Below are 24,308 nucleotides of genomic sequence, written 5' to 3'. Positions count from 1 at the left end.
GGCTTATGGCTATCGAGATACTGGTTATTTCTTTCTGAAAATACGATCAGTCTTCCCCGGAGATCCGAGATGAACCTTTTTTTTGCGACACCAGATTGGCAGGTAGCTGGTTGCGCGCTGTTGATTTGCTGAACTGTGAATCCCTGCTTTTGCAGCAATGCCGGTAGCCCCTCCTCGCCCATCATGTGGTAAGCGCCGACTACCACCAGGAAAGTCCCTTTTTGGTACTGAGGGGAGATGGTGAGCTGTTTAGCCCAATTGTAATTACGCTGTACCAGCAAGTGCTGTTCGGTCTCTTCAGACAGGGCGACTTGCTGGCTGAGCTCTGTCAGTACGGCATTATTGCCCTGCTGCCAGGCGGTGAGCAGGCAGGTCATTTCTTCTTCCAGCAGAGGCCATTCGTTGAGCGTCGTTTGCAGCAGGTTTAATCCGTGATCAGGCAGTGAAGACAGCAGGCGGAACTGCGCTTCTATCCCTTCCAGCTCGAAAATGGGCAGATTCTCTTTTAGTGCCCGGTTAAAGACCACCTGATCAATCCCTTTGTCCGGAGTGAGGCCAAGCGCTAGTGACTGGGCCATTTGCAGATGCATGGCGGTGAGCCAGGGAGGGTTTTCAAGCAGGCTGAAAGGAGACAGTTTGAGCTGAGCGGCAAGCTCTCTGAGTGTCCGGATATCAGATGGCGGCAGCAGTTTACGGGTAAAGTGAGCCTCGTCGATGGCCGGCATACTGAATTGTTTTTGGATATTGGCTTCTAAAATCAGACCATCCGCTTGAGGCCAGTAACGGTTAAAGGCATCAGGCAGCGGGTAGAGTGCATCGCTGCCGACATGGATAGATCCCATCAGCACAAACTGTCGCTGGTTGTCTTTGGCCAGCCAGACCTGAGGTTCTGCAGAGGCACCTGAACTGAAGATTGTCAGCAGGATACCGGCTTTGGTGAGCAAGGATTTGAACATGCTGTTTCCATTGGCGGTAGGATGCATACAGCCTATGGAATCTGGTGTGGGCTGGCAAGAAAAAGCGGCTGTAGAAAGCAGCCGCTCAAAAGTCATTATTTTTTTGGATGCAGCCAGAACCACCAGACAATAAAGCCAATGGTCAGTGCAGCAAGTATAGCCATCATCTCAGGCCTCCTTCTTCAATTGAGCGTTGTCCTGACTACCAGGGCGGAAAAGTCTCAGTCTGTTGGCATTGCTGACCACAGTGATGGACGAGAGCGCCATTGCTGCTCCGGCTATCACAGGGCTGAGCAGGCTGCCGGTGAAAGGGAACAGGATACCGGCGGCCAGCGGAATCCCTAATGTGTTATACACAAAGGCACCGAACAAGTTTTGCTTCATGTTACGTAACGTCGCTGATGAGAGCTCAAGTGCATCGGCGACGCCGTGCAGAGAATGGCGCACCAGGGTTAATTGCGCGCTTTCAATGGCGACATCGCTGCCGCTGCCCATGGCAATACCAATTTCTGCCTTAGCCAGTGCAGGAGCGTCATTAATGCCGTCCCCGACCATGGCTACGTGTTTCCCGGACTGCTGTAATTGCGCCACCTGCTCGGATTTTCCATCGGGCAGGACACCGGCAATGACGCGGTTAATCCCCGCCTGACGAGCGATCGCTTTGGCTGTTCGTTCGGTGTCACCGGTCAGCATGATCACCTCGATCCCTTTCGCCTGAAGTCTCTCTACTGCCGCTTTAGAGTCTGAGCGCAGCGGATCACTGATGCCTAACAGTGCGGCCAGTACTCCGTCTACGGCAATGAAAATAGCCGTTGCACCTGCATCGGCCAGCGAGTGGGCATCGTTTTGATGGGCAGAAATGTCGATATTTTCTTTTTCCATCAGCGCACGGTTGCCCAGCAGAACACGCTGTCCGTTAACCTCGCCGCTGACGCCATAGCCAGCCTGAGCGTTAAAATCTCGGGCTGATTGCAAAGACAGTCCTTTTTCCTGTGCCGCCGAGACGATAGCTTTTGCCAGCGGGTGCTCTGCACCCCGTTCGAGGCTGGCCGCCAGAGTCAGCACAGCGTGTTCAGTGTGATCACCATAATAATGGTTGTGTGTGAGCACAGGCTTGCCTTCGGTCAGCGTACCGGTTTTGTCCAGCACCACTGTATCTATGTTGGCGGCCAGTTGCATCGCATCGGCATGACGGATAAGGATGCCGTATTCCGCAGCGCGGCCAAGACCGACTGTCACCGACATGGGGGTCGCCAGTCCAAGTGCACAGGGGCAGGCAATGATGAGTACCGTTGTTGCGGTGATCAGCATGTAAATCGAGACGGGATCCGGGCCAAAGTAATACCAGAGAGTGGCGGTAACAATGGCAATGATCATCACGGCCGGAACAAAAATGGCAGAAATGGTATCCGCCATTTTCGCCAGCTCAGGCTTGCTGCTCTGCGCCTGACGAACCAGACCTATGATCCGGGCCAGCAGGGTTTGATTACCGACCTGCACCGCTTTAAACAGCAGGCTGCCGCTTTGGTTAATGGTACCGGCATGGAGTTTGTCTCCCGGCTTCTTGTGGGCCGGGACGGGTTCACCGGTCAGCATGGATTCGTCAAGATAGCTCTCACCTTGCTCAATCACGCCATCGACAGGCACTTTGGCACCCGGACGTAAACGCAGCACCATACCCGACTGAACTTCAGCCAGAGGGACTTCACGCTCGCCTTGCTGATCCACCAGAATGGCGGTCTGCGGCTGCAGATCGATCAGTTTTTCCAGTGCCCGTGAAGTGCGACCGCGCGCTTTGGCTTCAAGTGCATGGCCCAGTGTGATCAGCCCCAGAATCATGGCTGACGCTTCAAAATAGACATGCCTGGCTTGTGCCGGGAACCAGTCTGGCTTGAGCACCACAAACATGGAATAAAACCAGGCAGCACCTGTCCCCAGAGCGACCAGGGTATCCATACTGGCTCTGTGATGTAAAAAAGCTTTCCAGGCATCGCGGAAAAAGTGGCCGCCACAGTAAATGAGCAACGCCAGCGTCAGCACACCTATGATGCCCCAAGCCCACTGGCTGGTGACCGACTCTATCATCATACTGCCACCGAATACGCCCCAGGCCATGAGGGGCACACCCAGCACTAATGCCAGCCCGGCATTGAGCAGATGCTGTTTGTAAGTTGCTGTATTCTGGGCTTGCTGGCGCTCACGTCTTGTCGCTTCATCTTCACTGAGCTCTGCACCATACCCGGCATCAGACACAGCTTGGATCACAGATTCAGGACTGATATCCCCTTGAACCAGCGCTGTCCGTTCGGCCAGGTTGACACTGACAGCCGTAACCGCTGCCACGCCCTGAATGGCTTTTTCAACTGAGGACACACAACTGGCGCAGGTCATGCCTGAAAGTAAAAAGTAGTGGCTGTTATCGGATGATGGCGCGGTTTCAGCAGCGGCTGATGGTGACGGCTCGGGTTGCTCCGTTTTCGCTTGTTCAGGTGCAGTTGCGTCGTGCAAGACAGCTTCTGCCGCATTCGTTTCAACCGCACCAGCTTCAGCCGGTACCTGATAGCCTGCAGATTCAATCAGGGCTATCAGCGCGGATTCGGTCAGTGAGCCCTGCACCTTTGCCCGGGTTTTGCTGACTTCAAACTGCGTGATTTCCGGCTCGTTTGTGAATATGGCCTCCAGTTTGCTGACGCACTTGCCACATGACAGACCCGACAGAGGCAAATCATGATAGTAACCCCCTTGGTAGCCAAGGCTTTCGATGGTAGTGATCACTTCATTCAGATCGACCGGCCCTGTGATATGGGCTTGCTGGGTATTAATGTCCAGAGATTCGATACCATCAAGCTTGCTCAGTGCCTGTTTAATTTTTCCGACGCAGTTCATGCAGCGAACCTTGCCAAGTGGCAGCCTGATATCCATGTTGGCAGCGGAATGGCTGGCTGGGGTGGCGGCGTGATTTGAATTATCCATGGGCTTCCTCTACACCACAGTTATGAGATATGCTAACTCTAAAGCTTCCAGTTAATGGAATGTCAAGCGGTATTTTAACGAGGTAATGATGAATATCAGCGAAGTGGCAAAACAGACGGGCCTGACTAACAAAACCATACGATTTTATGAAAGCAAGGGCATGATTAGTGAGCCGCAGCGGGGTGAGAATGGCTATCGCCGTTACAGCCAAAAGCAGGTGAACGAACTGTTGATGATAAAACGATCGCGGCTGGTCGGATTCAGTCTGGATGAAAGTCGTGAGCTGCTGGCCTTGTCGCGGGATCCGGACAGAAAAAGTGCTGACGTAAAAGAAAAAGCTGAGCACAAACTGGCTGAGATTGATCATCAGATCCAGGAATTACTGGCAATGAAACAAAGCCTTCAGAGCCTGATCAGTCAGTGTCCGGGTAACAACCAGCCGGGTTGTCCGATCATAGATGCCCTGACCATAGGGGAGGCTGCGGCAAGATAACCGCAGGCAAAGTGGGATTGCCTGCGGCGTGGATGAGATCAGTACAGCAGAGAATAAAGCTGACGACGATACTGACTGGCAAGGGCATTGCCCTGACCGAGTGAGGCCAGGATATCCATCATGGTTTTCTTGGCATTACCGTCGGCAAAGTTCAGATCTTTACGCAGCAGATTCAGCAGGATATCCAGAGATTCCTGATGACGATTGACCTGGCTGTACTGCACCGCAAGCTCATAAGCGAGCTGTCCGTTGCCCGGATCGGTGGCCAGTTTCTCTTCTAACTGGCGGATCTCCGGAGAATCGCTGGCTTGGCGGTGGAGCTCCAGCTTTGCAACCAGCCCTTTGTAATAACCGTCCTGATCCTGCATCGGAATCTGCCCAAGCAGGGTTTCCGCTTCGTCAAACTGTGCCGTTTCCAGCAGGCATTCGGCGGTGGCAAGCAACACCTGGCTGTTACCCGGCAGGCTGCCTGCCAGTTCGCGCAGAATGGGCAGTGCTTCGTTGAAGGCTTGCTGGCTGACTAATTGAATGGCCTGTTCCAGCTGCATTTCTTCCTGGCTGGGTAAATGCTTACTCAGCATCTGACGCAGGCTGTCTTCGGTTTGCGGACCTGCCGCGCCGTCAACCGGCTGACCATTGCTGAAAATGGCGACGGTCGGAAGACTGCGCACACCAAACTGGGCTGCCACCATCTGCTGTTCTTCACAATTGAGCGTTGCCACCACAAACTGGCCAGCATACTGGGCCGCCAGACGCTCAAGCAGGGTGTTGACTTCTGCTGTTTCTGGCATGGATGGAGCCCAGAAGCTGATCACGACCAGCTGTTGCATTGACTGCTCTATCACCTGATGCAGATTGGTTTCATTCAGTTCAATTGCTAATTTGTCATTCATACCGGGCGTTTCCGTGATCGTTTAAGAGTGATGTTCAAGATGTTGGGCTGATTGGCTGGAAAATCAAGAGAAAAGACAGAAAAACGCGGCTGGTAACGGGTCTAAGAGAAAAAAACGGAGAGCAGGGCTCTCCGTTACAGATGGAAGGTCAGAAGCAGAGCAATAGCGACACAAAGACAGAGCGCATTTATCTGGCGTAATGTCATGCCGATCTCTCCGAAAAATGTAGCACGTTTATTTAGGGGGATCGCTGGTTTACCCCTTCAGCAGGTAAGGACCAACTTACCCTGAAGCCTAGAGTGCTCAGATGACACAATCATGACAGCTGGCTAAAAAAAGCGCATTTTTCCGCTGAGGTTTTGACTCTCGGATCAAGATCAAAGTTTGCCCATTATGAGTGCCAGTTAATCGCTTTTTCCCAGCAGATGATCGAGCCAGCGAACGGGCAACACTCTGCGCAGAAAGCCAAAGATATAGGTCGGCTGGGTGACATAGTACCGGGCTGATGGCCGATCACTGTTGATAATGTGCATCAGCGGTTTGAGTACGGCCTCCGGGGTCAGTGTGAACTTATTGGACGGGGAGGGCTTGCCCAGTCTGTTCAGTGTGTTCTGATAACTCTCTTTGTGCCGTGATGCCGTCATATCAATATGGGATTCAAACTGACGCTTGGCATTGGCCCGGAACTGACTTTCAATTGGCCCTGGCTCTATCAGGCTGACTTTAATCGGGGTGTTAGCCAGCTCCAGCCGCAGTGTATCTGTGTATCCTTCCAGCGCAAATTTACTGGCGTTATAGGCGCCGCGGTACTTCATGGCAACAAGACCGAGTACAGAGCTGTTTTGCACGATTTTGCCGCCTCCCTGAGCCAGCATGACAGGAATCACAGCTTTAGTGAGCGAGTGCCAGCCAAACAGGTTGGTTTCGAACTGCTCGCGAAGGGCATCGGTGGGGAGATCTTCAAGGGCGCCTGGCTGGCCGTAGGCGCCGTTGTTAAACAGCACATCGAGTTTACCTTCAGTGATACTCAGTGCTTCTGCCAGTCCTTGTTCAATAGACTGGTTGTCGGCGAGATCGAGCCTCACGCAGTGAAGGCCTTCGTCACGCAGGCGTGCGACATCGTCATCGTGCCGGCAGCTGGCCACCACCAGATAGCCAGCCTGATGAAGCGATCTGGCACAGTGGTAACCGATACCGCTGCTGCAGCCGGTAATAAGAATGGCAGTGCTCATTGATAGTCCTTAAATCCGGGCATCATCGCGCCCGTAAAATCTGGTTACAAAAAAGGTGTGATAGTGTCCGTTATGAATTCAGCGATCCAGGGCTGAGCATCGGCTTTGGGGTGCAGGCCATCATCCATCATCCAGCCGTCACGCAGAATGACTTGCTCCAAAAAGAAGGGAAGCAGAGGCAAAGCGTAGTCTGTGCTGAGTCTGGGATAGATAGCTTCAAACTGGCTGGTATAGCGCTTGCCGTAGTTGGGCGGGATGCGGATTTGCATCAACATCGGCTCACCGCCGCTATCCTTAATAAGGTCAATAATGGCTTTGAGGTTATTCTCTATGGTCGCCGGTGGAAATCCGCGCAGACCATCATTCGCACCCAGTTCAATTATGACGTAATCTGGAGCATGCTGTTTCAATAGCTTAGGCAGACGGGCAAGACCATTTCCTGTGGTGTCGCCCGATATACTGGCATTAATGACGTCAATTTTCAGCCCGTTGCCGTTAAGCATGGGTTCCATCAGGCGGGGCCAGCTTTGTTCGGCACGCATCTGATATCCTGCACTCAGGCTGTCGCCAAGCACCATTAAGGTGGCGGCAACACTGCTGAGTGGGGTCATAACAAGTAATAACAGTGCAAGGATCCGCATCATGTCTACATCCGTGATAAAAGCGCAATCAGTAACTAAACAGGTGACAACGGCCACCACGACTCTCACCATTCTGCAGGATGTTTCGCTTGAGGTCGAGCAGGGTGAAAGCATTGCTTTGGTTGGGGTTTCCGGGGCGGGTAAATCGACACTGATGACCTTGCTGGCCGGGCTGGACGTACCCAGCAGCGGCGAAATTGAGTTGCTGGGGCAAGTTTTGTCCCACATGGACGATGAGTCCCGTGCCGCGTTGCGCAGCCAGGCCGTTGGGTTTGTGTTCCAGAGTTTTTTGCTGATCCCGTCGCTGACGGCGCTGGAGAATGTGACATTACCGGCCATTATCAAAGGGGAAACCGGTGATAGCGAGCGGGCAGCAGAGTTGTTGCGCCAGGTCGGACTGCAGGGGCGCGAAGAGCATCTTCCTTCCCAGTTATCGGGCGGTGAGCAGCAGCGTGTGGCACTTGCCAGAGCATTCATGACCGCCCCACAGGTGCTGTTTGCCGATGAACCGACGGGCAATCTGGATCAGCAAACCGCTGCGACCATCATAGATTTACTGTTTGCGCTCAACCGGGATCACGGCACTACCCTGGTGCTGGTAACGCACGACCCGCAACTGGCAGAACGTTGTGATCGGGTAGTGCGTATTCATGGCGGACGGGTGGAGGCGGCATGACAGAGATGAGTGAAAGCCAGAGTCCTGTCAGGCCAAAGGGCCATTCCCTGTTGCTGAAATGGAGCTGGCGTGAACTGTGGCAAGGGCAGTTGTGGCCCGTTGCGGTGGCACTGACTTTGATCATTGCCTGTGTGTTTGCACTGGCCTCGCTGGTGGTACGGGTTGAGAAGATCATGATTAACCAGGGGCGCAGCATGATAGCCGCTGATCTGGTATTGAGATCGGCCAATCCTGTGCCTGATAACCTTGTCGGGGAAGCGGAGCGTCTGGGGCTGACGGTCACAGAGCAAACGCGGTTTGGCACCATGGCGTTCAGCGATAATGCCATGCAGCTGGTTAGCGTGAAATCTGTCTCCAGTGATTTTCCATTGCGGGGAGAGCTGGTGCTGCAGGGCACCCGCCGGACCCAGCAACAGGTCAACCCGGGTGAGTTATGGCTGTCTGAGCGGTTATTCTCTCTGCTTAATGTCAGCAATGGTGATCAGGTGGCCATTGGCAACGCTGAGCTGACAGTAGCCGGCACCATAGTGCAGGAACCGGAACTGTCGTTTAACCCTTTCAGTCAGATGCCGGCCGTGTTGATGCATGAAGCCGATCTGGCCGCCACAGAGGCTATCCAGCCCGGCAGCCGGGTACGTTACCGGGCTTATTTTAATGGTACTGAGGCCCAGTTAAAGCAACTCAGGGAGCAATCACAGCTGACACCGGATCAGCGCTGGATCAGTGAAACCACCCAAGGCCGGACCGGCGAGATGATCGAGCGGGTGCAGCAGTACCTTTCGCTGACCCTGATACTGGTGATCATGATGGCCACGGCCACTCTGGTGCTGACCTGTATGCACTACACCTCCAGCCGGACGGAAACCGTGGCCATGATGAAAAGCCTCGGTGCCGGTAAAGCCTTCTTGTGGCGGTGGCTGGCGAGGCAGCTGGGGCTGTTGTTTGCCATTGCCGCCTCGGCGGGCCTGGCGCTGGGGCTTTTTCTGGAGTGGTTGTTGCGTCTGCCGCTTACTGATGTGTTACCGCAGCCGCTGCCCGAGATGGGAGCCATGCCCTGGCTGGTCAGTCTGCTGGTGGCGATCCTGGTATCGGTACCGGGCATCGGGATCGCACTGTGGCGCTTGCTGGATGCACCGGCTCTGGCTGTGATGCAGCGCCAGACGGCGGACACCAGTTCTAAGAAACGTTACCTGCTGATTTTGCTGCCTGTTGTTGCACTATTACTCTGGGTCGGTAATAACCCTATGATGTGGCTGACCCTGGCTGGTTTGCTTGTGTTGCTGGTGCTGCTGGCGGGCATGGGATTATTGCTGGTGGCCGGGTTGCGTCGTCGTCAGTGGGGACCGGCGATGACACTGGCTCTGAGTCGTATCGGTCGCAGTCCGCTGGCAAGCGGTGCCCAGTTGGCCGCCCTGACCAGCTCGCTGATGCTGCTGGCGGTTATCTGGCTGCTGCGTACCGATTTGCTGGCGGACTGGCAGCAGACATTGCCGCCGGATGCCCCCAATGTGTTTGCGCTTAATATCAGCCCGGTTCAGCATCCGGCCTATCTCAATGTGCTGGATGAGAGCGGCTTAATGCGTTCCGACAGTTATCCTATAGTGCGCGGCCGGCTGGTAACCATAAACGGCCAGAATCCAAGGGCTGAAGGCGCTGAAAACGGCAGTGAGAGTGATGAGCGTCAGGAAGGGGATGAATCCTTGCGCCGCGAACTGAATTTTACCTGGCGAGATTCCATGCCAGTACACAACACCTTAGTGGCTGGCGAATGGAGCAATGCCCCCGGCGGTGTGTCGGTAGAAACCGGTGTGGCAGAACGGCTGGGGATAAAACTGGGTGATACCCTGGGCTTTAACGTGAACAGTCAGGTGTTCAGTGCAACAGTTACCAGTCTGCGGGAGGTGGAATGGCGCAATATGCGGCCTAATTTCTACTTCATCTTCACACCGGATGTCATGGCTGATTTGCCTGCCACCTGGCTGGTCAGTTTCAGAGTGGCGGCAGAGCAGAGTGAGCTGGTGAACAAGCTCGGCCGAGACTATCCGACAGTCACCTTGCTGGACTTGAGAACCATGGCAACCCGTATTCAGGCCATACTACAGCAAGTGTCCTTGTCATTGTCTGTGCTGGCTTTTCTGGGGGTGTGCAGCGGCTTGTTACTGGTGCTGACTTTGTTACGCCTGAGCCTGTCACAGCGGCAGCAGGAAATTAAGCTCTACCGCACCTTAGGCGCCAGCCGAAGCCGGATCCGTGCCACCATCTGGAGCGAATATGGCCTGATGGCGGTACTGGCGGGGGTGATCGCCGTACTCGGGGCTGAAGCACTGGTGGCTTCTTTGATCAAATGGGGATTTGAGCTGCCTGTCAGCTGGCATCCGGGGTTGTGGCTGGTATTACCGCTACTCTCAATCGTGCTGATCCTGCTGATCATCAGTACCATGATGAAGCAACTGCTGCGTCCTTTGGGCCGATAGCGTTGTTGTGCCGGGTTACTCTACACGGGTAACCCGGCTTTCCTGATCGCTCAGGGCACTTTTCAGCGCACCTTCCAGCTCCGGGTAGCAGAAATGGAAACCATGGGCTTCCAGCTTAGCCGGCAGAGCACGCTGGCTGTCGAGCAGCATCTGGGCCGATTCTCCCATACCGAGGCGCAACAACCATTCCGGTGTGCTCATCACATGCGGACGATGCAGCACTCTGGCCAGAGTCTGGCTGAACTCTTTATTGGTAACAGGTTTGGGGGCCGTGAGGTTATAGGGGCCCTGAGCATTAGTTTGCTTGATCAGAAACAGTATGCCTTTCACCATGTCCTGCAGATGAATCCACGGGAAATACTGCTGTCCATTGCCAATCGGGCCACCCAGGCCCATTTTGTACAGCGGGACCAGTTTTGCCAGCGCCCCGCCGCCTTTGCCCAGTACAATGCCGGTGCGAAGCACACACACGCGGGTTTTGTCTGACTGCGCCGCCAGTGCCCGCTCCTCCCAGGTACGGCAAACCGTATGGGCAAAATCGTCGCGCTTAACATCGAGTGACTCGTCAAAGCCGTTGTGCTGTTGATCGCCGTAGTAGCCTACAGCAGAGCCGCTGATGAAGGTATGCGGCGGGTTCTCACCGGCCTGCAATCTGACCACCAGATCCCGGGTGAGCTGCCAGCGGCTGCGGCAAATCTCTTCTTTCTGTTTCTCTGTCCAGCGCTTATCAGCAATCGGTTCACCGGCCAGATTGATCACCACATCAAATTCATCCAGATTAACCAGTGAATCCAGGCTGGTGATGACTTTAATATGATGGCCCAGACGTTGATAAGCGCGGTTGGGGTTACGGCTGAGAACAGTTACCTGATCATGATTCAGATGAGGAAGTAGCGCTTTGCCAATAAACCCGGTTCCGCCGGTGATCAGAATATGCATGTCTCGTCCGCCTGTCTGACTGATAATTTATCCTTGTTTTGTCTAAATTATAATCAATCGGCGAGCTGTTCTCTGTTTTTCCAGCGCTTTCGGTTTTGACGTCAGTCAAAAAACGAGGATCAGCGATCAACATGACCCAGATCGCGAGCGGGATCCAGAATATCCCTGACCCTTTGTTTGAGCTGTTTGGCATCAGGAAAACCGCCATCGGTTTTGCGTTCCCAGATGCGAACGTTATTGCAGAAGACTTCAAACCGGCCACCTGTGTCCGGGTGCAGGCTGACGGCGTCCAGATCTTCGCTGAACGTATGCAACAGCTCCTGACACATCCAGCTGGCCCGAAGCATCCAGTTGCACTGGCGGCAGTAGTAAATATCAATCACGGCTTTGCTGGCCGTTTGCGGTGTATTGTCAGACATAAGAATTCTCACATTCCGAATAACAGTTTGGCCCCGATCAGAAACGTCAGGGTTTCGAAACAGCGCTTGATAAGCTTGTTGCTCTGCCTGATAGCCAGATGCGCCCCGAGGTAGCCCCCCAGCAATGAACCGGCAATCAGAATCGGCAGCCAGGGCCAGAATATTTCCGCGCCTGCCGCATACATGGCAACCGCGCCTGTGCCGTTCCAGAACAAACCGACACTGATCATGGTTAACGCGACGGCCTGTTTATAGTCATACCCAAACCAGCGTATCAGAAATAAGGTCACAAACAGACCGCTGCCTGCGGTCAGCGAGCCATTGATCACTCCAATCCCAGCCAGACCCAAGCTGCCGGCGATCAGCCCTTTGGTATCCCGTCGGCGTGCATTTTCGCTCTGGCCCAGGCTGGGTTGATACAGGGAGTATACGCCAAGGCCAATGATGAGGATGCCAAGGGCGGACTCGGCTATTCGGCCCGGTACAAAGAGAATGGCATTGGCGCCCAGGATGACACCTAAGGTACCGGATGCAATGACATAGCCTGTCATTGACCAGTTCTGCTTACCGGATCGGATATGTTTGACGGCTGCACCCAGCCCCAGCGCGACGCTGGCAATTTTATGGGTAGCCAGCGCCACGGAAAAGGGCAGGCCCAGAAAAATCAGCAGGGGAAACTGGATCAACCCGGCACCACCGCCGGACAAAGAGGCCAGAGTGTTGGCAAACAGGGAGCCAATGAAAAGTCCGAGAGAATTCAACCAATCCATGTATCTTGCTGCAATCCTTAATTATTCAGACTTCACAGCATACGGATTATGTATCGCAAGGCCAAACCCTATGTTGATTTCCTTGCTCAGGTTATTTGCGAACATTTGTATTGAAGGTGATCGAGAAAAGCTCTGATCTGATTGGGCAGGTATTTTGACTGCGGATACTGTGCGACGATTTGCCCCTGATAATTGCCGTTGATATGCCAGTCGGGCAGCAGTTCACAGACCTGTCCAGATTCAAGGTACGTTGAAATGGTAAACGCCGGGAAAATAGAGATGCCCAGGTGCCTTAACACAGCATCCCGGCGGATTTCACTGTGGTTGACGGTCAGGGTGCCCCGGACCTGAAATGCCAATGTTTGCTGATTATTGGTAAAGCGCCAGGTTCTGTCAGCTGCGGTTTCTCCCAGGCAAATACAGTTGTGGTGGCTGATTTCTTCAGGGTGGGAGGGAATACCATGCTGTGCCAGATACGCAGGGGTTGCGCAAAGCACAAGTCGGGTCTGGCCGAGTACTTTTGCGACCAGGCCATCGACAGGTTTTTCTGAGATCCGGATGATCAGATCGACTTCATCACCGACGGGATCCATAACATGATCGGCAACTTTCAATTGAAGCTGCACTTTGGGGTGATGCTCAATGAAGTCCAGAATTATAGGAGCCAGAACTTGACGGGACAGCGCTTTAGGTGCTGCGACTCGCAGCAGCCCGGAAATTTCACCTTTAGTGGACTGAGCAGCTTTGACCGCCAGTCTGGCCGACTGGAGCATCTCGCGGCACAGGCGATAAACATCTTTACCTACCGGAGTTAACCGCATCTGCCGCGTTGTACGTTGAATTAATTTTTCCTGTAAAGCGTTTTCCAGCCGGGAAACAGAACGACTGACTGAAGAGGGGGCAACCCCTAAGCGTATTGCTGATTTAGAAAAACTGCCTTCATCGACCACAGTGACAAAGGTGGCCATTTCGGGCATCAGTACAATCAGTCTATTTGTATCCACTGCGCAATTATCCTTTGCGTTTGAGCCGTATTGTTTGTTCCACAGTACTCACGGATAGTATTCGGGTCAATTTATGGTTAGGTCGTGCAAAGGAATGAATATGCGAAAAATAAGAAGCATAGAAGATTTATCAACGGTTGCAGCATTTGTTCGCCAGACGGAGGAACAACATGACTGATACCACTCAAACCATGAAACGGAGCGGTTTTGCCTTTCCGAAAACGGAATTACTACTGCTGCTGGTGGCTGTATTTTGGGGAACAAGTTATGGCCTGACCAAGCATGCACTCCTGTTTACCACGGTACTGACATTTATCGCGATTCGCTTTTCGATGACCTTTGTCGCCTTACTGCCGATCATTGTGATGGATTTCAGGAAGGGTCGGAATAAAGACTGGTTCGTTGCGATACCGACTGGGGGGATCCTGTCAGCTATTTTCTTCTGTGAAGTGTTTGGGGTTTCTCTGACGACGGCATCCAATGCCGCATTTTTGATCAGCCTGTCGGTGATTTTGACTTCCTTTGCTGAGTTTTTTGTAAATAAAAGTCGTGTCAGCCCTCGGATGTTTTTGCTTGTGCTGATCTGTGTTGCCGGGGTATTTCTGCTCACGCATAGCGAAGGAGTGGCCTGGACGCTGAACACAGGGGATTACTTTATTCTGCTCGCCGCAGTGCTGCGGGCGATGATGGTAACTCTGACAAAAAAGTTCACCGACGGGCGGGAAATTACCACGGCGACCTTAACGGCGTTGCAGTCGCTGACGGTAGCCCTTGTGGCTATTGTCGCCCTCAACGTTGCAATGCCGACAGCGGCTATCAGCTTACCGGACTCAGTGACGTTCTGGAGCATTCTTGTCTATCTGGTTATGTTTTGTACCTTGTTTGCCTTCTATGTGCAGAATCATGCGGTCAGGCAGATATCTCCGACCAGGGCTTCGTTATTGATGGGCAGTGAACCGCTGTTCGGAGCGCTGTTTGCTGTAGTTTGGTTGCAGGAAAGCCTTTCTGCGGTGCAGGTACTGGGTGGGGGGATGATTTTGGTCAGTGTCTTGCTGGCCTCACTGAAAGAGTCTCCCGACAGATTGAATGAGCGGTGAAGTAAAAAGTGCGACATGAAAAAGAGGAGGCCAAAGGACCTCCTCTTACAATAGTTAATGACACCTAAACTTAAGCGTTTTGCTCTTCAGCCTGCTTGGCCTGAATCGCGGTCAGAGCGATGGTATAGACGATGTCGTCTACCAGCGCGCCACGAGACAGGTCGTTCACCGGCTTGCGCATGCCCTGAAGCATTGGACCGATAGACACCAGCTCGGCAGAACGCTGTACCGCTTTGTAGGTGGTGTTACCTGTGTTCAGATCCGGGAACACGAAGACAGTTGCTTTACCGGCAACCGGTGAGTCCGGCGCTTTAGATTTTGCCACGTTTTCCATGATGGCTGCGTCGTACTGCAGCGGACCGTCGATGATCAGATCAGGACGTTTTTCCTGCGCAATACGTGTTGCTTCACGGACTTTATCAACGTCTGCACCCTGGCCCGAGTTACCGGTAGAGTAAGAGATCATTGCTACGCGCGGTTCAATACCGAAGGCTTTGGCAGAGTCCGCCGACTGAATGGCGATTTCAGCCAGTTGCTCAGCGTTCGGATCCGGGTTGATGGCACAGTCACCATATACCAGAACCTGATCAGGCAGCAGCATGAAGAAGACAGAAGACACCAGTGACGCACTTGGCGCGGTTTTGATCAGCTGCAGCGGCGGGCGAATGGTGTTGGCTGTGGTATGTACCGCACCCGAGACCAGACCGTCCACTTCGTTTTGTTCCAGCATCATGGTACCCAGTACAACTGTATCTTCCAGCTGTTCACGGGCAACCACTTCGGTCATGCCTTTGTTCTTACGCAGCTCAACCAGACGAGCCACATACTGCTCGCGCACAGAGGCCGGATCGATAATGTCAACACCGGCACCCAGTACCACACCTTGCTGTTCGGCAACGCGTTTGATTTCCGCCGGGTTACCCAGCAGCACACATTCAGCAATACCGCGTTCTGCACAGATAGCAGCCGCTTTTACTGTACGTGGCTCATCACCTTCAGGCAGCACGATGCGTTTTGCCGCGCGGCGGGCATATTCTGTCAGTTGGTAACGGAAAGCCGGCGGGCTCAGGCGGCGTTCACGGGCAGAACCTTCGCTCAGGGATTCGATCCATTGACCATCAATGTGGCTGGCCATGTATTCGTTGACCATCTCGACCCGCTCTTTATCGTCAGCCGGTACTTCCAGGCTGAAGCTCTGCAGGTTCAGAGAGGTCTGCCAGGTGTTCCCTTTGGCAATCATCACAGGCAGGCCGGTTTCGAAAGCACGCTTGCACAGTTTTTCAACGGTAGCAGGCAGTTCATAGCCACCGGTCAGCAGCAACGCGCCGATTTCCACACCGTTCATCGCCGCCAGACAGGCAGCCACAACCACATCAGGACGGTCTGCTGAGGTTACCAGCAGTGAACCCGGACGGAAGTGCTCAACCATGTTAGGGATAGAGCGGGCACAGAAAGTGATGCTCTTAATGCGACGGCTGTCGATTTCACCCGGGTTGATAATGTCAGCATTGAGGTGCTTCGCAATATCGGTTGCACGGGTAGCGATCAGCTCGGCATTGAAGGGTGCACAGCCCAGCACGCGAATCGGGCTGGAGTTGAACACTTGCATCACTTCAACGTGAGTGGGCATCACAGAGTCAGAACCGTCGAAAATCTCAGACAGATCCGGACGGGTACGGCCTTCAGCATCGACTGGGGCATTGAGTTTGTTCACAATCACACCTGAGATGTGTTTGTTCTTAATACCGCCAAAGTTAGAGCAGGCAATTTCAATGCGCTCTTTCAGCTGGGCTGGGTTATCTGTACCCGGCGAGACCACGAACACGATTTCCGCATCCAGTGTCTTGGCAATTTCGTAGTTGATCTGGTTCGCAAACGGGTGCTTGCGGGTGGGTACCAGACCTTCAATCAGGGCCACTTCAGCGCCTTCAGTGGCTTCTTTAAAGCGTGCAACGATATCTTCCAGCAGCACGTCGCTCTGGTCGCTGCGGATCAGCTCATCGGCTTCAGCCATGGACACCGGCTGAGCAATTTGCATGTCGCTGTTGGCACGGATAATCGACGTTGTCAGATCCGGCTGATCGCCGCCGTGACGAGGCTGGGCGATAGGTTTGAAAAAGGAAACACGGACGCCTTTGCGCTCCATAGCGCGAAGCACACCCAGGCTGACGCTGGTCAGGCCGACTCCGGCACCGACCGGAATGAGCATTATGGTACGTGACACAGTCAATTCCTCAAACTGTTAGCAAACGGTAGAAAGGGAGGTCAGGCTGTCGGACAGCAACTCCCGATTATTATCATTCTTGATAGAAAAAGGCCGACTAAGTCGGCCAATTGGTGTTGCTTAGATGTTGGTCAGGCGTGCTGTATCTTCAGCAATCACCAGCTCTTCATTGGTCGAGATAACCATGGCCGGTACGCGGCTGTTGTCTGTCGTGATCACACCTTCGCCACCGAAGCGGGCTTTCAGGTTCTTTTCACTGTCGACTTCGATACCGAAGAACTTCAGGCGGTTCAGCACCATTTCACGGATTGGGGCTGAGTTCTCGCCAATGCCGCCGGTGAAAGTGATCGCATCCAGCTGACCGTCCAGCGTCGCTGTGTAGCTGGCCACGTATTTCGCCAGGCGGTGGCAGAATACGTCCATCGCACGGGTCGCTTCTTCTTTCTGACCGTAGTTGTCTTCAACGAAACGGCAGTCAGAAGTGACTTCTGTCAGGCCAGCCAGACCGGATTCTTTGGTCAGCATGGTGTTGATTTCGTCAACAGAGTAGCCCAGAGAGTCGTGCAGGTGGAAGATGATAGCCGGGTCGATGTCGCCACAACGCGTGCCCATCACCAGGCCTTCCAGCGGAGTCAGACCCATAGAGGTATCAACAGACTTACCATTCTTGATTGCGCAAACAGACGCGCCGTTACCCAGATGGCAGTTAATGATGTTCAGTTCGCTTTCTGCTTTACCCATGCGGTTAGCCGTTTCACGGGTGATGAACAGGTGCGAAGTGCCGTGCATACCATAACGACGAATGCTGTGGTCTTTGTACAGCTTATATGGCAGCGCGTACAGGTACGCTTCTTCTGGCATAGTCTGGTGGAATGCGGTATCGAATACTGCAACGTTCTGCAGAGCCGGGAAGGCTTTCTGAGCGGCTTTGATACCAATGATATGTGCTGGATTATGCAGCGGTGCCAACGTAGCGCACTCTTCAATGCCTTTCAGCACGGCTTCATCAATCAGAGCTGATTGTGTGAACTTCTCGCCACCGTGAACCACACGGTGACCAATCGCTTTCAGGTTTTCAGCCAGCTCAGGCTTGGAAGCCAGAATAGTTTCTACCATGAAAGCCAGTGCTTCTTCGTGTGCTGCACCATTACCCAGTTGAGCTTCGTGTTTGGCACCATCAAGTTTCCACTTGATACGGGCTTCTGGTAGGTGCAGACATTCTGCAAGACCTGTCAGGTGCTCATCACCTGATACTGCGTCGACGACAGCAAACTTCAGAGAAGAACTACCGCAGTTAAGAACTAAAACCAGCTTAGACATGTGAGTGACTACCTATATAATCTGTCTGAAAGTTGATATTCAATTGAATAAGCGTTAACCATAGAATAGTCGACCCAGTGTATGGCGAGACTAAACCAGGTATTTTTGCTTCTGTCCGTAGAAGTGAAATGCAAACCTGAGGAGTTAACTTATCCTTAATTTATTGCGATAACAGGGTTATCGGCCAACAATTACCTAAGGCGTGCATAGGATAGCCCTTGTTGGTCGATATAACAAAAAAATTTTTAAAAATTAATTCATGGTAGATTGATTGTTGTTTGTTTTGAAAATTTACAGTATTTGTTGAGGCTGGTGCGATATGAATCAGACAAAAATCTGGAAACAGGTCCAACACGGCCAGCATTACATGTCGGTATGGCCAATGCGCAAAGAGCTGGCTGTATTGTTTCCTGAACAACGCTATATCAGGGCCACCCGATTTGCGGTGCGTGTGATGCCCGCTGTGGCCGTGATGAGCGTTCTGAGCCAGATGGCTTTTCATAATTCCTCTGGTTTGCCACTGGCGATGGCAGTGGCCTTGTTTGCGCTCAGTATGCCGTTGCAGGGCCTGTTGTGGCTGGGGAAACGCAGCCGGACAGCCTTGCCGCCCTCACTGGCGAGCTGGTGCCGTGAAATACACGGCAAAATTTTAAGTGAAGGCTATTCCATGCAGCCGCTGAAAGAGCGGCCTCGCTATCTGGAGCTGGCACAGGTGCTGGACAGAGCCTTTAAGCAGTTGGATAAGGCCTCTCTCGAACGCTGGTTCTGATTGCCGTTTTGCGGGGTGATGTGCTGCGGATTTTCCCTGTGTTCAGTCTGAAAAGGCGATTAGGAAAGGCGAAAAACGGGTTAAAGTGAACATGTGGCAAACAAAAAAACGGACAGGGATATTCCTGTCCGTTTTTTGTTTGCTATCACCGGCGATTCAGCTGGCCAGATAGCGGCGGATTTGGGCCTCTATGCCCGGACCATCGATTTCCAGTTCAGCATGCAGTTCAGCTTGAGTGCCCTGATGGACAAATTTGTCCGGCAGGCCGATTTGCAGCACAGGCTTAATGCGTTTGTCTTTCATCAAAAACTCGATCACACCGGAACCGGCGCCGCCGGCGATGGCATTTTCTTCCACCGTGACCAGCAGATCATGGTTGTCGGCCAGCTCGCGAATCAAGGCTTCATCCAGTGGTTTGACAAAGCGCATGTCAGCAACAGTGGCATCCAGGGCTTCTGCCGCTTCCAGCGCATAGCTCAGTGTGGTGCCGAAGTTCAGGATCGCCACTTTTTCACCCTGGCGGCGGAGTATCCCTTTGCCCAGTTCCAGCGCCGTCATGGTGGCATCTGGTGTTACACCGGTTCCGCTGCCTCGCGGGTAGCGCACTGCGCTGGGCCCCTGATGCTGATGACCGGTATAGAGCATCTGGCGGCACTCGTTTTCGTCACTCGGTGTCATGATCACCATGTTAGGAATGCAGCGCAGGAAGCTCAGATCAAAGGCGCCCTGGTGGGTCTGGCCGTCAGCCCCGACCAGTCCGCCACGATCTATCGCGAACATCACAGGTAAATCCATAATGGCGACATCGTGGATCAGCTGATCATAACCGCGCTGCAGGAAAGTCGAGTAGATAGCGACAACCGGGTGATAACCGCCAATAGCCATACCGGTCGCCAGTGTTACCGCATGCTGCTCAGCGATGGCGACATCAAAATACTGATCCGGGTATTCTTTGGAGAACCGGACCAGGCCGGAACCTTCACGCATTGCCGGTGTGATGGCCATCAGCTTGCTGTCTTTCTCTGCCATATCACATAGCCAGTCGCCGAAGATTTTCGAGAAAGTCGGTTTGCTGTCTTTGGCTTTCGGCAGCGGGTTCTGGCTCAGATCAAACTTTGGTACGGCGTGATAATTGATCGGATCGGCTTCCGCCGGCGCATAGCCTTTGCCTTTTTTCGTCATGATATGAAGAAATTGCGGGCCTTTGAGGTTGCGCATATTTTTAATCGTACGCACCAGCTCCTGCACATCATGGCCGTCGATAGGGCCGATGTAATTAAAGCCCAGTTCTTCAAACATAGTGCCTGGCACGACCATGCCTTTGAGGTGCTCCTCGGCCCGGCGGACCAGTTCTTTAATCGGTGGTGCGCCTGAGAGAACCTTCTTGCCGCCTTCGCGAATGCTGGCATAGAAATTACCGGACAGCAGACGTGCCAGATGATTATTGAGCGCACCTACGTTCTCGGAGATCGACATTTCATTGTCGTTGAGGATCACCAGCATGTCGCTGTGTACATCACCGGCATGGTTCATGGCTTCGAAAGCCATGCCCGCGGTAATGGCCCCGTCACCGATCACGCTGACAACTTTGCGGCCCGCGCCTTCACGCTCGGCGGCAATCGCCATGCCCAGGCCGGCACTGATTGAGGTAGAGGAGTGGCCGACAGACAGCACGTCATATTCACTTTCTTCCCGCCAGGGGAAGGGGTGCAAACCGTTTTTCTGGCGAATGGTATTTAAACGATCGCGACGCCCGGTCAGGATTTTATGCGGGTAGGCCTGATGACCGACATCCCAAATCAAATGATCGAAAGGTGTGTTGTACACATAATGCAGGGCAACCGTCAGTTCTACGGCGCCCAGACCCGAAGCAAAATGCCCGCTGGACTGACTCACAGAGTTGAGCAGATACGTCCGCAGCTCATCGCAGAGCGCAGGTAAACTGTCCACCGGCAGTAAACGGAGTTCGTCCGGTGTATTGGCTAAGGCCAGATGTGGGTATTTAGAAATATCCAATGTCATAACAAGTCGGCGCTTATACTGTTTTAGTTGTTGCGCTCGATAACGTATCGGGCGAAAACTTCTAATGAATCTGTATTGTAGGGTATAGCTTCCAGGGCGTGTAGGGCTTCCTGGTATAGCTGGCGAGCTTTATCCTGTGCGCCTGCTAATCCTAGCAGGGCAGGGTAGGTGCTTTTTTCCAGAGCGGCATCTGATCCCTGGGGTTTCCCCAGTGTCTGAGTATCGCTGATCACATCCAGAATGTCGTCCTGAACCTGAAAGGCCAAGCCAATCGCCTCTGCGTACCTGTCCAGCTGTGGCAGGATGGCGACCCCTTTTTCACCGGCCGCCAGAGCGCCAAGGCGCACCGCACAACGGATCAGTGCCCCGGTTTTGTGTCTGTGTATCGTTTCCAGCTGCGCCAGACCGACACGCTTGTGCTCTGCAGCTAAATCCAGCATCTGTCCGGCACACATACCGGATGCGCCGGCAGCCTGAGCCAATTCGCGAACCATGGCGATGCGCTGGCTGTTGCCCTCGGCACTCAGCCGGCCAGAAGCCAGTATTTCAAAAGCGAGTGTCTGCAAGGCATCACCGGCCAGAATGGCAGAGGCTTCATCAAAGGCAATGTGACAGGTCGGTTTGCCCCGACGCAGTTCGTCGTCATCCATAGCAGGAAGATCGTCATGGATCAGCGAATAGGCATGAATACACTCTACTGCCGCCGCCGGGGTATCCAGATCATTGATATCCGCTCCCAGCATGCTGCCTGTGACATAAGTCAGGAAAGGCCGGGCACGCTTTCCGCCCAGCAAGGTGCCGTGCCTCATCGCCTGAACCAGAGGCTGATCGGTAAAGGGCAACTGATTCAGCCAGTGTTCCAGCTGATCATTATTACGGGCCGCGTACTCGGCCAGTTGTTGAGAAAGGCTGTTAGTCATCGCTCGGTTCAAAGTCCGTCAGTGGCGCATTGTCGTCAGCTTGCAGCAAAATCTCGACCCGTTGCTCGGCCTGGGTCAGTTTTTGCTGGCTGTTGCGGGCCAGGGAAATGCCACGCTCAAATTTTTTCAGCGCGTCTTCTAAAGGGATATCACCGGATTCCAGCTCGTTGACTATCACATCGAGTTCATTCATGGCCTCTTCGAAGGCCATCTTTTCTGGTTTTTTAGTCGCCATATCCGGTCCATTGATGGGTTGTGAGCGCGTTTGGAGGTGCGCCCGAAAATGAGGGGAAAATAGCGCACAGGCTATGCCGGGTCAAATTATGGCACAGGGAAGTGTGCGCATTACAGTGTTATTTTTATGGTTTTTATACCCTGTGCTGCTTTCTATCGCCCATTGCAAGAGGAATGCAATCACAGATGACAGGCGGAAGTTCGGTTTTTCCCAGCAGAGCACAAAACCAAGGGTTAATCAGTGCTAAACCAAAATCCAAAGGTGCCGATACAGGGTGAGTAAGTTAGAATAGCGCCAGTTTGAGCTGGCCAGAGTAACCCGGACATCCTTGATGTTACTTGGGTTGATAAGAAAAAATTACAGAGGAGTGATCCGTGGATTTGGCAACCCTCATAGGCTTAGTTGGTGCCTTTGCTTTTGTCATTATGGCGATGCTGCTGGGTGGCAGCCTTGATATATTTTTTAATGTGCCCTCTATTTTGATTGTATTGGGCGGGACATTATTTGTTGTATTAATGAAGTACAGCCTGTCGCAGTTTTTTGGCGCCGCCAAAATTGCGGCCAAAGCCTTCATGTTTAAAACAGACGACCCGGAAGATTTGATCGCCAAGATTGTTGAAATGGCGGATGCGGCACGTAAAGGCGGCTTTCTGGCGCTGGAAGAAATGGAAGTCAATAACAGCTTCCTGCGTAAAGGGATTGATTTACTTGTCGACGGTCACGACGCCGACGTAGTGCGTTCGACATTGCAAAAAGACATCGGGCTGACCAACGAGCGTCATGAACGGGGTGTCAGTATTTTCAGCTCATTAGGTGAAGTTTCACCTGCGATGGGGATGATAGGTACCCTGGTGGGACTGGTCGCCATGCTGACCAACATGGACGATCCGAAATCTATCGGCCCGGCTATGGCCGTGGCGCTGTTAACCACCTTATACGGTTCGATCCTGGCCAACATGGTCGCTATTCCTATTGCTGATAAACTGTCATTACGTAAAAACGAAGAGCGCCTTAACCGCCGCCTGATTCTTGATGGGGTACTGGCCATACAGGATGGTCAGAATCCGCGTGTGATTGACGGTTTTCTGAAAAATTACCTCCATGAAAAACAACGCCGTACTGACGTTGATGAATAAGGAGGCTGGTGATGGATGAGACCGAATGCAATTGTAAGAAAGGGACACCGGCCTGGATGGCAACGTTCGCCGATCTGGCGACCCTGCTGATGTGTTTCTTCGTGCTGCTGTTGTCATTTTCTGAGCTGGACGTCCTGAAGTTCAAGCAAATTGCAGGTTCTCTGAAATTTGCCTTTGGTGTGCAGAACATGGTGGAGGTGAAAGACATTCCAAAAGGCACCAGTGTTATTGCACAGGAATTCCGACCGGGGCGGCCTGAGCCCACCCCGATTGAAGTCATCATGCAGCAAACCATTGACATGACGCAGCGGACGCTGGACTTTCATGAAGGTGAATCGGATAAGGCCGGCGGTACGAAACGCGAAGCCGGTAAGCTGACTGGTGGGCGCTCCGAGCATACCGCCACCCAGATGAACCAGAATACTCAGTCGGAAATGACCCAAGCTCAGCAGCAACTGGCTGATGTCTTGCAAACGGCCCTTGAGCGAGAAATACAGGAAAATCTGATTGAGGTTGAAAACCTGGGTCAGCAGGTGGTGATCCGTATTCGTGAAAAAGGGGCATTTCCGGAAGGGTCGGCTTTTCTGCAACCCAAATTTCGTCCGCTGGTGCGCCAGGTGGCTGATCTGGTCAAAGACGTGCCTGGCGTGATTACCGTTTCTGGTCATACTGATAATCAACGTCTGGATTCAGAGTTGTATCGCTCCAACTGGGACTTGTCGGCACAGCGAGCTGTGTCCGTTGCTCAGGAAATGGAAAAAGTGCAAGGCTTTGATCATAACCGGATGCGCGTGCTGGGACTGGCAGATACCTCGCCGCTGGACAGCAATGACACCCTGGACGGACGTAAACGTAACCGCCGGGTAGAAATTGCCATCATGCAGGGTAAACCGCATTTTACCAATGAACTGACCAGCGACCCGGCAGGGGAATCTGCCGTCCCGTCAAATTAAGCCTACAATCTGAATAAGGACATGATGCGCGTTCGCCTGACAGGGCGAACACGCATCAGGCGGCGAGGGCAAGAGCCATGATGGACCGCGTGTCTGTGAATCTCTGCAATCGCCGTTTTTCTGATAATCCTTTGTATTTCAGCGACCGCTTGCTTGCTGTAT

22 protein-coding genes are annotated in these 24,308 nt (G+C 53.2%); 8 read left to right on the top strand and 14 right to left on the bottom strand.

Going from position 1 to position 24,308, the window contains the following annotated elements; translation table 11 throughout:
• A partial coding sequence (locus Q4491_RS10515) for a TraB/GumN family protein (RefSeq protein ID WP_303457324.1) occupies positions 1–956 on the bottom strand: 956 nt, incomplete at its 3' end.
• Between Q4491_RS10515 and Q4491_RS10510 the strand changes: the two genes are divergently transcribed.
• The gene (locus Q4491_RS10510; RefSeq protein ID WP_255557874.1) at positions 955–1,089 is read left to right on the top strand and encodes a hypothetical protein; all 135 of its coding nucleotides are present in this window, start codon (positions 955–957) and stop codon (positions 1,087–1,089) included. The genes Q4491_RS10515 and Q4491_RS10510 overlap by 2 nt on opposite strands.
• A gap of 35 nt (positions 1,090–1,124) precedes the next feature.
• Here the strand turns inward: Q4491_RS10510 and Q4491_RS10505 are convergent, their stop codons facing one another.
• Positions 1,125–3,842, bottom strand: coding sequence for a copper-translocating P-type ATPase (locus Q4491_RS10505; protein WP_303457336.1), 2,718 nt, complete (start codon positions 3,840–3,842; stop codon positions 1,125–1,127).
• A gap of 175 nt (positions 3,843–4,017) precedes the next feature.
• On the opposite strand from Q4491_RS10505, the gene cueR reads away from it, so the two are divergent.
• Positions 4,018–4,422, top strand: a complete 405-nt coding sequence (gene cueR / locus Q4491_RS10500; RefSeq protein WP_237028844.1) for a Cu(I)-responsive transcriptional regulator — start codon at positions 4,018–4,020, stop codon at positions 4,420–4,422.
• Between the two features lie 38 nt (positions 4,423–4,460).
• Here cueR and Q4491_RS10495 read toward each other — a convergent pair whose 3' ends face one another.
• The 3 genes from Q4491_RS10495 to tesA all read right to left on the bottom strand — a co-directional run bounded on the left by Q4491_RS10495 (position 4,461) and on the right by tesA (position 7,191).
• Positions 4,461–5,315 (bottom strand): co-chaperone YbbN, encoded by an 855-nt coding sequence (locus Q4491_RS10495; RefSeq protein WP_192014616.1) that lies wholly within the window; start codon positions 5,313–5,315, stop codon positions 4,461–4,463.
• A 404-nt stretch (positions 5,316–5,719) separates the two neighbouring features.
• The gene (locus Q4491_RS10490; protein ID WP_237794753.1) at positions 5,720–6,547 is read right to left on the bottom strand and encodes an SDR family oxidoreductase; all 828 of its coding nucleotides are present in this window, start codon (positions 6,545–6,547) and stop codon (positions 5,720–5,722) included.
• A gap of 44 nt (positions 6,548–6,591) precedes the next feature.
• Complete coding sequence (gene tesA, locus Q4491_RS10485; RefSeq protein WP_192014618.1) at positions 6,592–7,191, bottom strand: multifunctional acyl-CoA thioesterase I/protease I/lysophospholipase L1; 600 nt, start codon at positions 7,189–7,191, stop codon at positions 6,592–6,594.
• Between tesA and Q4491_RS10480 the strand changes: the two genes are divergently transcribed.
• Positions 7,190–7,864 carry an ABC transporter ATP-binding protein gene (locus Q4491_RS10480; RefSeq protein ID WP_192014619.1) on the top strand — a complete coding sequence of 225 codons (675 nt, stop codon included), beginning with the start codon at positions 7,190–7,192 and terminating at the stop codon, positions 7,862–7,864. The two genes, tesA and Q4491_RS10480, sit on opposite strands and share 2 nt — an antisense overlap.
• Entirely contained in the window at positions 7,861–10,338 is a 2,478-nt protein-coding gene (locus Q4491_RS10475) for an ABC transporter permease (RefSeq protein ID WP_303457311.1), read from the top strand. The genes Q4491_RS10480 and Q4491_RS10475 overlap by 4 nt, the downstream gene beginning before the upstream one ends.
• A gap of 15 nt (positions 10,339–10,353) precedes the next feature.
• Here the strand turns inward: Q4491_RS10475 and Q4491_RS10470 are convergent, their stop codons facing one another.
• The 4 genes from Q4491_RS10470 to Q4491_RS10455 form a co-directional block, all read right to left on the bottom strand.
• A complete protein-coding gene (locus Q4491_RS10470) occupies positions 10,354–11,277 on the bottom strand; it encodes a TIGR01777 family oxidoreductase (RefSeq protein ID WP_303457309.1) in 924 nt (307 codons plus the stop codon).
• Positions 11,278–11,396: 119 nt separating this feature from the next.
• Positions 11,397–11,696, bottom strand: a complete 300-nt coding sequence (locus Q4491_RS10465) for a SelT/SelW/SelH family protein (RefSeq protein WP_237794755.1) — start codon at positions 11,694–11,696, stop codon at positions 11,397–11,399.
• Between the two features lie 8 nt (positions 11,697–11,704).
• Complete coding sequence (locus Q4491_RS10460; RefSeq protein WP_303457306.1) at positions 11,705–12,466, bottom strand: sulfite exporter TauE/SafE family protein; 762 nt, start codon at positions 12,464–12,466, stop codon at positions 11,705–11,707.
• A gap of 86 nt (positions 12,467–12,552) precedes the next feature.
• Positions 12,553–13,470 carry a LysR family transcriptional regulator gene (locus tag Q4491_RS10455; RefSeq protein ID WP_303457303.1) on the bottom strand — a complete coding sequence of 306 codons (918 nt, stop codon included), beginning with the start codon at positions 13,468–13,470 and terminating at the stop codon, positions 12,553–12,555.
• 170 nt (positions 13,471–13,640) lie between these two features.
• Here Q4491_RS10455 and Q4491_RS10450 point away from each other — a divergent pair, with 170 nt between their 5' ends.
• The gene (locus Q4491_RS10450) at positions 13,641–14,567 is read left to right on the top strand and encodes a DMT family transporter (RefSeq protein ID WP_303457300.1); all 927 of its coding nucleotides are present in this window, start codon (positions 13,641–13,643) and stop codon (positions 14,565–14,567) included.
• Positions 14,568–14,637: 70 nt separating this feature from the next.
• Here the strand turns inward: Q4491_RS10450 and pta are convergent, their stop codons facing one another.
• A complete protein-coding gene (gene pta, locus Q4491_RS10445) occupies positions 14,638–16,791 on the bottom strand; it encodes a phosphate acetyltransferase (RefSeq protein WP_192014624.1) in 2,154 nt (717 codons plus the stop codon).
• Between the two features lie 120 nt (positions 16,792–16,911).
• The gene (locus tag Q4491_RS10440) at positions 16,912–18,111 is read right to left on the bottom strand and encodes an acetate kinase (protein WP_192014625.1); all 1,200 of its coding nucleotides are present in this window, start codon (positions 18,109–18,111) and stop codon (positions 16,912–16,914) included.
• A 319-nt stretch (positions 18,112–18,430) separates the two neighbouring features.
• Here Q4491_RS10440 and yfbV point away from each other — a divergent pair, with 319 nt between their 5' ends.
• Entirely contained in the window at positions 18,431–18,880 is a 450-nt protein-coding gene (gene yfbV, locus Q4491_RS10435) for a terminus macrodomain insulation protein YfbV (RefSeq protein ID WP_192014626.1), read from the top strand.
• A gap of 156 nt (positions 18,881–19,036) precedes the next feature.
• Here the strand turns inward: yfbV and dxs are convergent, their stop codons facing one another.
• From dxs to xseB, 3 genes are read right to left on the bottom strand one after another with little or no spacing between them, the layout of a single operon-like run.
• On the bottom strand, positions 19,037–20,902 hold the full coding sequence (gene dxs, locus Q4491_RS10430) for a 1-deoxy-D-xylulose-5-phosphate synthase (RefSeq protein WP_192014627.1): 1,866 nt from the start codon (positions 20,900–20,902) through the stop codon (positions 19,037–19,039).
• Between the two features lie 23 nt (positions 20,903–20,925).
• Entirely contained in the window at positions 20,926–21,822 is an 897-nt protein-coding gene (gene ispA, locus Q4491_RS10425; protein ID WP_192014628.1) for a (2E,6E)-farnesyl diphosphate synthase, read from the bottom strand.
• The gene (gene xseB / locus Q4491_RS10420; RefSeq protein ID WP_192014629.1) at positions 21,815–22,057 is read right to left on the bottom strand and encodes an exodeoxyribonuclease VII small subunit; all 243 of its coding nucleotides are present in this window, start codon (positions 22,055–22,057) and stop codon (positions 21,815–21,817) included. Before xseB ends, ispA begins: the two co-directional genes overlap by 8 nt.
• A gap of 374 nt (positions 22,058–22,431) precedes the next feature.
• On the opposite strand from xseB, the gene pomA reads away from it, so the two are divergent.
• Together pomA and Q4491_RS10410 are read left to right on the top strand one after the other, a co-directional pair.
• Positions 22,432–23,193 carry a flagellar motor protein PomA gene (gene pomA / locus Q4491_RS10415; protein ID WP_303457286.1) on the top strand — a complete coding sequence of 254 codons (762 nt, stop codon included), beginning with the start codon at positions 22,432–22,434 and terminating at the stop codon, positions 23,191–23,193.
• An 11-nt stretch (positions 23,194–23,204) separates the two neighbouring features.
• Positions 23,205–24,146, top strand: a complete 942-nt coding sequence (locus tag Q4491_RS10410) for a flagellar motor protein MotB (RefSeq protein WP_192014631.1) — start codon at positions 23,205–23,207, stop codon at positions 24,144–24,146.
• Positions 24,147–24,308: the final 162 nt, after the last annotated feature.

The sequence above is a fragment of the Photobacterium sp. 2_MG-2023 genome, assembly GCF_030547675.1.
Classification (GTDB): domain Bacteria; phylum Pseudomonadota; class Gammaproteobacteria; order Enterobacterales; family Vibrionaceae; genus Photobacterium; species Photobacterium arenosum.
Note: the sequence above shows the minus strand (reverse complement) of the source record. Positions and strands in the feature narration are given on the sequence as shown.

Bases quoted from the DNA above. Each gene is read 5' to 3' on its own strand.
- Q4491_RS10510 (WP_255557874.1), top strand. From the start codon at position 955: ATGCTGTTTCCATTGGCGGTAGGATGCATACAGCCTATGGAATCTGGT.
- yfbV (WP_192014626.1), top strand. From the start codon at position 18,431: ATGAATCAGACAAAAATCTGGAAACAGGTCCAACACGGCCAGCATTAC.
- Q4491_RS10475 (WP_303457311.1), top strand. From the start codon at position 7,861: ATGACAGAGATGAGTGAAAGCCAGAGTCCTGTCAGGCCAAAGGGCCAT.
- Q4491_RS10505 (WP_303457336.1), bottom strand. From the start codon at position 3,842: ATGAACTGCGTCGGAAAAATTAAACAGGCACTGAGCAAGCTTGATGGT.
- ispA (WP_192014628.1), bottom strand. From the start codon at position 21,822: ATGACTAACAGCCTTTCTCAACAACTGGCCGAGTACGCGGCCCGTAAT.
- Q4491_RS10450 (WP_303457300.1), top strand. From the start codon at position 13,641: ATGACTGATACCACTCAAACCATGAAACGGAGCGGTTTTGCCTTTCCG.
- Q4491_RS10495 (WP_192014616.1), bottom strand. From the start codon at position 5,315: ATGAATGACAAATTAGCAATTGAACTGAATGAAACCAATCTGCATCAG.
- xseB (WP_192014629.1), bottom strand. From the start codon at position 22,057: ATGGCGACTAAAAAACCAGAAAAGATGGCCTTCGAAGAGGCCATGAAT.
- Q4491_RS10480 (WP_192014619.1), top strand. From the start codon at position 7,190: ATGTCTACATCCGTGATAAAAGCGCAATCAGTAACTAAACAGGTGACA.
- cueR (WP_237028844.1), top strand. From the start codon at position 4,018: ATGAATATCAGCGAAGTGGCAAAACAGACGGGCCTGACTAACAAAACC.
- Q4491_RS10410 (WP_192014631.1), top strand. From the start codon at position 23,205: ATGGATGAGACCGAATGCAATTGTAAGAAAGGGACACCGGCCTGGATG.
- dxs (WP_192014627.1), bottom strand. From the start codon at position 20,902: ATGACATTGGATATTTCTAAATACCCACATCTGGCCTTAGCCAATACA.
- Q4491_RS10470 (WP_303457309.1), bottom strand. From the start codon at position 11,277: ATGCATATTCTGATCACCGGCGGAACCGGGTTTATTGGCAAAGCGCTA.
- Q4491_RS10460 (WP_303457306.1), bottom strand. From the start codon at position 12,466: ATGGATTGGTTGAATTCTCTCGGACTTTTCATTGGCTCCCTGTTTGCC.
- tesA (WP_192014618.1), bottom strand. From the start codon at position 7,191: ATGATGCGGATCCTTGCACTGTTATTACTTGTTATGACCCCACTCAGC.
- Q4491_RS10490 (WP_237794753.1), bottom strand. From the start codon at position 6,547: ATGAGCACTGCCATTCTTATTACCGGCTGCAGCAGCGGTATCGGTTAC.
- Q4491_RS10440 (WP_192014625.1), bottom strand. From the start codon at position 18,111: ATGTCTAAGCTGGTTTTAGTTCTTAACTGCGGTAGTTCTTCTCTGAAG.
- Q4491_RS10465 (WP_237794755.1), bottom strand. From the start codon at position 11,696: ATGTCTGACAATACACCGCAAACGGCCAGCAAAGCCGTGATTGATATT.